This window comes from uncultured Algibacter sp., assembly GCF_905480415.1.
Taxonomy (GTDB): domain Bacteria; phylum Bacteroidota; class Bacteroidia; order Flavobacteriales; family Flavobacteriaceae; genus Algibacter_B.
Genome location: NZ_CAJQQI010000168.1, coordinates 1 through 8,067 on the forward strand (window position 1 = coordinate 1; position 8,067 = coordinate 8,067).

An 8,067-nucleotide genomic window follows, 5' to 3' on the forward strand; every position below is an offset into this window, starting at 1 on the left:
TTATTTAAAAAAAGTTTTTATGTAAGTGAACAATTAGATTGTGATTTAACATATAGAAAACTTATAAATGATTTTAATTACCCGGATTATGATAATATTCTTAGGGCTTTTACAAGATTTACTTTTGATTTACATGAAAAAGGCATTCAGTTTTTAGATCATTCTCCAGGAAACACGTTGATTAAAAAACTTGGTGATACGTATGATTTTTATTTGGTAGATTTAAACCGAATGAATTTTAGAGTTTTAGATTTTGAGACTCGAATTAAAAACTTTGCAAGGTTAAGTAAGCATAAATTCATGGTGGAGATTATGAGTGATGAATATGCAAAATGTATTGACGAAGAATATGATAAAATTTTTGATTTAATGTGGCAAGAAACCCAAAATTTTCGTGAAAAACTTGATCGAAAAAAAGAGTTAAAAAAGAAGTTTAAATTTTAACTTCTCAGCCATAATTCTTTAAGCTTTTTATATCTATAGTTAACGCCATAAGCACTTAGATAGCAAATTATAAAGCCTTCTTTTCCGTCTAAAAAACCAAGTCTAAAAAAGTAATTCGTAATAAATTTATAAAAAGGCCTAATGTAAAAATGGAACAGGTTTGGTTTTTTTTCTTTTCTGAATAATTCTTGTGCCTTAAGACGCGCGTAATGCTCCATTTTCGATTTATAATGTGCTGAATTATCAAAACAATAATGTAACATATAATTTTTTAGGACTTTACTTTTACCTCTTATTATTGGTGCTTCATGTACAATTTTATCTTCAATATATTTTACTTTTCCTTTTTGAAATAATCGATAAGTTGTGTCTGTTTGGAAACCACTAAAACGAATCCTCTTTTGTTTGAAAAAATACAGTCTTTTAAACATAAATCCTGCAGTTCCATCGGGTAAATTTACTTCTTTAAGAATTTCGGTTTTTAGTTTTTCCGGGATACGCTCATCGGCATCAATAAATAAAATCCAATCGTTTTCAGCTTGTTTTATAGCAAAATTCCGTTGATCTGCGAAGTTTTCAAAATTACGCTGAATAGTTTTCACATGTTTCATTGCATTTAACTTCTCAAAAGTACCGTCACTACTAAAAGAATCTATTACAATGATTTCATCAGTAAAACTTATATTCTCAATAACTTGGTCAATATGGTTTACCTCATTATAAGTAATTAATAGCGCTGATATTTTTTTAGTTTTATTCAAAATAGAATAACATTAGTTTTAAGAGTTTCTTGTAAAAAAAATTAAGTCTTGTGATTGCTGCTTATTTATAAGCATGAATAATTGTAAAAGCTTTATTGTAACTTTTTAATGTAAAATACCCCAAACGTTTTCTAATTTTATACTTTCTAATCAAATTTAATGGTTTAGACTTTAAATGGCTCTTGTCTTTGTGCAAATATGAAATTGATGCATCTATAACCCGCGTACTTGATTTTCCATCAAAATAGGGATGTAGTTCTTGAATAAAAGGGTCAATTTTTTCTAGTAAGTCTTTTGGGTAACTTAATGCATGATTAAACATGTCTTCTAAATCATTGGCTTGGGTTACGTGTAATAAATAATTATGATTAAATGTATGATTAAATGTAACCACAGGTTTTTTCTGTAATAAAAATTCTTGAATAGCTGAAGTAGTATCTGCAAATAAAATATCTGATTCTTTAAATAAAGGAATCAAATCTGTAGTGTTATGAAATTTAAAATTTTCACCATTTAAGGTTTTCCATTTTTCTGTAAGATCTTTAGGTAGTTTTGGGTGTAATACCATAATGAAATTAAATAAACCATTTTTTGATAATCGTTTTATTTCATTAAAAACCTCATCATTATAAGCTAAACTTAAACGCTCTGTGAAAGTTGAGGCTATCATGATAGTTTTAGTATTCTCTTTTATTTTTATAGGAAATAAAGGATCTACTTTAGGCCACCCTGTTTCAATAACTTCAAAATATGGGCGAGTGTATTTTTTTCTTTTAAAACCTTCAGTGCTAGAAGGACCTTGAGTACAATACAAATCGAAAAAGCCTCTAATTCTAAAATGAGCAAATTTGTTATTTGTTTCAGGTCTTTTTTGAGCGAAAAACCCATGAAATATTTGAACTTTTAATCCGGTAATAAAATCTGGAACATCATCTGTAGCTGCCAAAACAATATGCGGTTTGAAATCAATGACATCTTTAATAGTATCTAATCTATTAGTTTTATCTTCAATAGTTTTTTTGCCGTCTTCTATATCTGCAAACCACTTGATTTCGTAACCGCGACCCAAAATTTCTTTTTCTAATGGCAGTCCAATAGGAATAGCATAGCTATATGATATGTAAATTAAAAACTTGTATTCCATACAACTTAGTTGTTTGACAAAAGGAGTTATGCATTTATATAAAAATTAGTTTCACTTTTTAAAGTCTGTACGATTCTCTAACCATTCTAGTAAATATTCTAAAATTTTTGGAGGACACAAATCTAAACTTTGCATCCCTAAAAACAACTTCCCTTTAGCTTTTGTATTCAACTTATATTTATACCAAATCAAAGGTTTCTTATAAGACCTGAAATATAACAATTGTAAATCATTTTTTAAAATACATGTTTTATTCTTTATTTCAATATGATTTGCTAAACCTTGTGGCGTAAATTGACTTTCATTTCTGAATTTATGCTTAATATTATTTATAAAAATTTCCTGACTGGCTTCAAAGTACTTTTTGAAAGTAGATTTTCTTAATGGGTGTGGTGTGTGCTTGAAATTATAATAACTATTAAAACCAGCAAGTTTAGCTGCGTTTTGTTGTATAGATTTATGACCTTTCTTTATTTTTTTAAATTTTTTGTAAAATATATCTTTATCAAATTTCAACCATTTTCCTCGTAAAACTGGGAGGCCTTCTTTGAAAAAATCAGTTGGTGTTGTTTTGTTTATTAGAAAAAAATCATCGTTTAAATAAATAAAGTGTTCAGCTAAATCGGGTATTCTATGCAAACAAGTTTCAATAGGTCTGCAATTAAAAGTTGGTAAATACGCTTCATACCCTTTAAAAATAGTCTTATGATCTATAATTGAAACTTTATTGTAAACTTCTAACGTGTCTTTTTTTAATAAGAAAGCAGGAGTTTGCTCATCAGTTATAATATATATGTTTCTTATATATGAAGCATATTTTAAAAGGGAATCTATAGTAAATTTAATTTCGTTTACTTGGTCAAATCTAGTTCTGAACTTTTTTGAATTGACATTAACAGTTTTATTTATGTAAGGTAGAATCTTTTCTTGATGCTTTTCATCATCGCCATCAACCCATAAAATTACAGCGTCAATAGGATGTTGCATATCATTATTTTTTGTCATTATCTTTTGCATCGAATAGAAAATATAAGCCTTAATTTTAGATGATTAGTCTATTTTGGTAATAACTTTTTGTCCACTTTCTAGTTTAGGAAGATTGATGTAATCTCCAATAATTTTATTGTATTCGTCAGGAATAAAATCTTTTCTTCCATCTGATGGGTAAAAAGTCATTTCTCCAAAAATAGTTTTACCTTCTATAGAGTAAAAGTCAACACGTACAAAAGGAAAATTAGCTGATAAAATTTCTGATAATTTTATCATCTCTTCCAGATTACTTGGTTTTTCAATATCCGATGAAATCGTTTTTTCAGGCTTAGTATATCTAAACGGTAATAGTTTAAAGTCAAAATCATAAAATGCTCTCTTATGGTTTTGTTCTCTATCTAAATGGACTTCTAAAAATTTAGCTTCACCACTGAAGCAATAAAATTTATAATCAATAAGCGAAATTCCACCTTCATCTTTTAAAAGCTTTTCAGCAATTAATCTAGGCTGAACATCTTTATATGCCCATTCTTGTCCAGTGCGGTAATATTGGCTTTTTCCAAGCCATTTTTTGAATAGTTTTGCTGTTTTTGTTTTATTGAGTTTCTCTTTATCTCTTACGATTAAGTTATAACTACTTGCGTGAGTTGCTTTAATTATAAATTGATTTGGTAGTTTTTTATAGTCTAAATCATCAGCACTATCGAAAACACCAAAAATCTCATTTAGATATTGCGGTCCAATTTTATCTTCAACATAAGCTCTTACGGCATATTTGTCTACTAATTGGGTTAATATTTTGGGGTGATAAAAAACTTTATACCATTGGATTTTTTCATTAAATTCTTTAGGATCATTTAAATTTAATTTTTTTCCAGTATGATGTTCATAAAGAAAATGAGCGTAAGTTTTTGGAGGTAAAAATTTTATTTTTCGCAACATTTTTACGCTGAACTTACGTATAACTTTTAGCATTAGACAAATAATTTTAGCAAATATAATATAAAACTACCACGCCTTTTTTAAAGATTGATTTTAATGGGTACTGTCTTAAAAAAAATAAGGACAACTTTTAAAAGTTGTCCTTGATTTTAATGTTTTTTTTAAGTTTAAATTTAAACCGCCACACTATGCTCTCTTAAAGCATCATTTAAAGATGTTTTTTTATTAGTACTCTCTTTACGTTTTCCAATAATTAGTGCGCATGGTACATTATAGCTTCCAGAAGGAAACTCTTTTGCATAACTACCAGGAATAACTACAGAACGTGCAGGGACAATGCCTCTATATTCAACAGGTTCATCACCAGTAACATCAATTATTTTTGTACTCATTGTTAAAATTACTCCAGCTCCTAAAACAGCTTCAGTTTCAACGCGTACCCCTTCAACAACTATACAACGACTACCAATAAAGGCATTATCTTCAATAATTACTGGAGCCGCTTGTAAAGGTTCTAAAACACCACCAATACCAACACCACCAGATAAATGCACATTTTTACCAATTTGTGCACAACTTCCAACTGTAGCCCATGTATCAACCATAGTGCCTTCATCAACATAAGCTCCAATATTTACATAACTAGGCATTAAAATAGTACCTGCAGAAATATAAGCACCATGTCTAGCAACTGCGTGAGGTACAACACGAATTCCTTTTTTAGCATATCCTGTTTTTAAAGGAATTTTATCATGAAATTCTAAAGGACCACATTCAATAGTTTCCATTTTCTGAATTGGGAAATATAAAACAACTGCTTTTTTTATCCATTCGTTAACCTGCCAATCACCAGCAACAGGTTCAGCGACTCTTAATTCGCCTTTGTCTAATAGTTCTATTACACTTCTAATTGCTGCAGTTGTAATTTCTTCTTTTAAAAGATCTCTATTATCCCAGGCTTTCTCTATGATTTGTTGTAGTTCAGTCATTGCTATTATATATTTTGTCAAATATAATGGCTATCATTTAAAAAGGCATTGAAATAGACATAATAATAAGTGGATTTCTATAAGAAATATTCAATTTATTAGAAGTTTTTAAAGGATAGAAATGTGCCTTTTATCTTTTTGTCTTATTCAGTTTGGGATGAAGTGTATAGAAAAGTGTATTTGGGCGATAAAAAAAGCTTTTAAACTATTCGTCGATAGAAGTAAGTAGCTTCTCTAGTTATCGAATATACAGGGTTTTACAACTAATTTTTTGTGGTATACCTATCGTCTGTGTATATATTTGAACAATCAAACAATGATAATCGAATGAAAACAAATTTTTACATATTATTAGCTTTATTACTTTCTTTCTCTATCGGGAATGCTCAAAGCACATCTGCAGTTGTAGATATTGAAACTAATAAAACTGTTTCTGTTTCAATTGAGGATGAAATAGCTAATGTAGTTGCAGAGGTTAATACTAGTAAAGAAAATGATTCATTGTTAATTGATACTTCTAAAGTAAATGAAACTATAGCTCGTAGTTCAAGTGATATTAGAATTTATTTAAACCGTAAAAGAAAAGTTAGTAATATCAATTTAGTATTTGAAGGAATAAATAAAGCGGCAAGAGTTTAAAAAATAATGTACAAGTATTAATATTTAAGGTTAATTATTTAGAAAGGCTGTCCGAAAGGATGGTCTTTCTTGTTTTAATATTATATTTTTGTAAAAAGATAATATGGCAAGAATTTTGGCGATTGATTTTGGTACTAAAAGAACAGGTATTGCTGTAACTGATGAATTGCAAATTATAGCCTCAGGATTAACGACGGTTGATACCAAACAGTTGCTTCAATTTTTAAAAGATTACATAGTTAATGAGGCTGTTGAGCTATTTTTAGTTGGTGAGCCTAAACAAATGGATAATTCAGCTTCTGAAAGTGAAGTGTATATCTTACCTTTTATATCTAAGTTAGAAAAAGCATTTCCAAATATTCCGATAAAACGTGTTGATGAGCGCTTTACATCAAAAATGGCATTCCAAACCATGATTGATAGTGGTTTAAAAAAGAATCAAAGAAAAAATAAAGCACTAATAGATGAAATTAGTGCAACACTTATTTTGCAAAGCTATTTATATTCAAAATAATTAAATATCTAAAGGAATAAATTTTTGTTAAATACAATACATAAAGTATAAGAATTGTATTTTTGCAGATATTAATATTATGCAGAATGATTTTACCTATAATAGCCTACGGAGACCCAGTTTTAAAGAAGAAAGGTAAAGAGATTACCAAAGATTATCCTAATTTCGATACACTTTTAGAAAACATGTTCGAGACCATGTATAATGCCTCTGGCGTTGGTCTTGCTGCACCTCAAATTGGTTTGCCTATTCGTTTATTTTTGGTCGATACCACACCTTTTGCCGAAGATGACGTTTTAACCAAAGAAGAACAAGACACTTTAAACGGTTTTAAACGTGTTTTTATTAATGCTAAAATTGTTGAAGAAGAAGGCGATGATTGGGCTTTTAACGAAGGATGCCTGAGTATTCCTGATGTAAGGGAAGATGTGTTTAGGAAACCAAACATTACAGTTGAGTATCTTGATGAAAACTTCAAATCTCATAAAGAATCTTTTGATGGTTTGATTGCAAGAGTTGTTCAGCATGAATACGATCATATTGAAGGCGTTTTATTCACAGATAAACTATCAAGTTTAAAAAAGCGTTTAATAAAAGGGAGGCTTACTAGCATATCTAAAGGTAAAATAGATGTAGACTATAGAATGCGTTTTCCTAACCAAAAAAAGAGACGATAATACTTGCAATACAATAAGAAACATTTGATATTTGCGCTTTTCAAAAATTAATTTATGAGTTTAGATAAAGTTATTTCAATTGCAGGAAAACCAGGGTTATATAAATTAATAACTCAAACACGAGGAGGTTTTGTTGCGGAGTCATTAGTAGATAATAGGCGTATATCTGTCAGCGTACAAAATAATGTAAGTGTTCTAAGTGAAATTGCCATATATACATTAACTGAAGAAGTGCCTTTACGCCAAGTTTTTAAGAATATCAAAAAGAAAGAAAACGGTGAGGCAACTCCGGTTAAACCCAAAGACAGTAAAGATAAGTTAGAAGAATATTTCTTTAATGTTTTACCAGATTATGATGAAGACAGAGTTTATGCCAGTGATATTAAAAAAGTGATTCAATGGTATAATTTATTACAACAGCATAACATGTTAGACATTTTATCAGATGATGAAGATGAAAAAGTGTCTGATGAAGAAGAATAAATTTTTCTGAATATATAAAGCTAAACCTCCCGTCTGTGGAGGTTTTTTTATGCTCTTTTGGGAATTATTAACTTTTGTTTATACTTTTAAACATCTATCAAAAGATTAAAAATAATGAAATCACTTTAGTTTTGACGATTTCGATCTTTTCAAGATGCTCTTTCTCCATAAATTTAAAGCATTAAAGCGAGGCATGATTTTAATGTCCGCAAAAAGAAAAACTATAATTATTTTGTTAGATTTAATTTGTAGTTTCGACTGAGGAACTGTGCTTTTTAATACTATAATCATGAAATCTTCTAGCAGTAAAATAAAGAACATAATTTTTTTTATAATAATAGGTGCATTACTTATACCTCAAACACGACAACCAATACAGGTTTTATTGCATAAGAGTTTAGCAATTTTTAGTCCTTCTAAAATCGATGAATCAAAACAGACTATTATTGAAGATTATAATTGGAGTTTAATGGCTGAGGATAGC

Annotated in this window: 9 protein-coding genes and 2 pseudogenes; 6 read left to right on the forward strand and 5 right to left on the reverse strand. The window is 29.0% G+C overall.

Features of this window, described 5'->3' with window-relative positions; genetic code table 11:
- A pseudogene (locus QZ260_RS11605) lies at nt 1-444 on the forward strand (Kdo domain containing protein); the annotation flags it as partial.
- On the opposite strand, the gene QZ260_RS11610 reads toward QZ260_RS11605, so the two are convergent.
- The 5 genes from QZ260_RS11610 to QZ260_RS11630 all read right to left on the reverse strand — a co-directional run bounded on the left by QZ260_RS11610 (nt 441) and on the right by QZ260_RS11630 (nt 5,270).
- Nucleotides 441-1,205 carry a glycosyltransferase family 2 protein gene (locus QZ260_RS11610; protein ID WP_295986414.1) on the reverse strand — a complete coding sequence of 255 codons (765 nt, stop codon included), beginning with the start codon at nt 1,203-1,205 and terminating at the stop codon, nt 441-443. The pseudogene QZ260_RS11605 and the gene QZ260_RS11610 overlap by 4 nt on opposite strands.
- Nucleotides 1,206-1,266: 61 nt before the next feature.
- Entirely contained in the window at nt 1,267-2,349 is a 1,083-nt protein-coding gene (locus QZ260_RS11615) for a CDP-glycerol glycerophosphotransferase family protein (RefSeq protein ID WP_295986416.1), read from the reverse strand.
- 51 nt (nt 2,350-2,400) lie between these two features.
- Nucleotides 2,401-3,336, reverse strand: coding sequence for a stealth family protein (locus QZ260_RS11620; RefSeq protein WP_295986419.1), 936 nt, complete (start codon nt 3,334-3,336; stop codon nt 2,401-2,403).
- 63 nt (nt 3,337-3,399) lie between these two features.
- Entirely contained in the window at nt 3,400-4,314 is a 915-nt protein-coding gene (locus QZ260_RS11625) for an ATP-grasp fold amidoligase family protein (protein WP_295986421.1), read from the reverse strand.
- A 140-nt stretch (nt 4,315-4,454) separates the two neighbouring features.
- Nucleotides 4,455-5,270 (reverse strand): 2,3,4,5-tetrahydropyridine-2,6-dicarboxylate N-succinyltransferase, encoded by an 816-nt coding sequence (locus QZ260_RS11630; RefSeq protein ID WP_295986423.1) that lies wholly within the window; start codon nt 5,268-5,270, stop codon nt 4,455-4,457.
- A 273-nt stretch (nt 5,271-5,543) separates the two neighbouring features.
- Here QZ260_RS11630 and QZ260_RS11635 point away from each other — a divergent pair, with 273 nt between their 5' ends.
- The 5 genes and pseudogenes from QZ260_RS11635 to QZ260_RS11655 all read left to right on the forward strand — a co-directional run.
- Nucleotides 5,544-5,909 (forward strand): hypothetical protein, encoded by a 366-nt coding sequence (locus tag QZ260_RS11635; protein WP_295986426.1) that lies wholly within the window; start codon nt 5,544-5,546, stop codon nt 5,907-5,909.
- A 103-nt stretch (nt 5,910-6,012) separates the two neighbouring features.
- Nucleotides 6,013-6,423 (forward strand): Holliday junction resolvase RuvX, encoded by a 411-nt coding sequence (gene ruvX, locus QZ260_RS11640; protein WP_295986431.1) that lies wholly within the window; start codon nt 6,013-6,015, stop codon nt 6,421-6,423.
- Nucleotides 6,424-6,509: 86 nt separating this feature from the next.
- Nucleotides 6,510-7,100: a peptide deformylase gene (gene def / locus QZ260_RS11645; RefSeq protein WP_295986433.1), complete on the forward strand. Its 591-nt coding sequence runs from the start codon at nt 6,510-6,512 to the stop codon at nt 7,098-7,100.
- Between the two features lie 54 nt (nt 7,101-7,154).
- A complete protein-coding gene (locus tag QZ260_RS11650) occupies nt 7,155-7,583 on the forward strand; it encodes a DUF5606 domain-containing protein (protein WP_295986434.1) in 429 nt (142 codons plus the stop codon).
- Nucleotides 7,584-7,872: 289 nt separating this feature from the next.
- Nucleotides 7,873-8,067 (forward strand): annotated as a pseudogene (locus tag QZ260_RS11655) (TlpA family protein disulfide reductase); the annotation flags it as partial.

What these genes read in the sequence shown, in the direction of transcription:
- QZ260_RS11615 (WP_295986416.1), bottom strand. Translation starts at nt 2,349, where the DNA reads ATGGAATACAAGTTTTTAATTTACATATCATATAGCTATGCTATTCCT.
- QZ260_RS11620 (WP_295986419.1), bottom strand. Translation starts at nt 3,336, where the DNA reads ATGCAACATCCTATTGACGCTGTAATTTTATGGGTTGATGGCGATGAT.
- QZ260_RS11625 (WP_295986421.1), bottom strand. Translation starts at nt 4,314, where the DNA reads ATGCTAAAAGTTATACGTAAGTTCAGCGTAAAAATGTTGCGAAAAATA.
- QZ260_RS11630 (WP_295986423.1), bottom strand. Translation starts at nt 5,270, where the DNA reads ATGACTGAACTACAACAAATCATAGAGAAAGCCTGGGATAATAGAGAT.
- ruvX (WP_295986431.1), top strand. Translation starts at nt 6,013, where the DNA reads ATGGCAAGAATTTTGGCGATTGATTTTGGTACTAAAAGAACAGGTATT.
- def (WP_295986433.1), top strand. Translation starts at nt 6,510, where the DNA reads ATGATTTTACCTATAATAGCCTACGGAGACCCAGTTTTAAAGAAGAAA.
- QZ260_RS11650 (WP_295986434.1), top strand. Translation starts at nt 7,155, where the DNA reads ATGAGTTTAGATAAAGTTATTTCAATTGCAGGAAAACCAGGGTTATAT.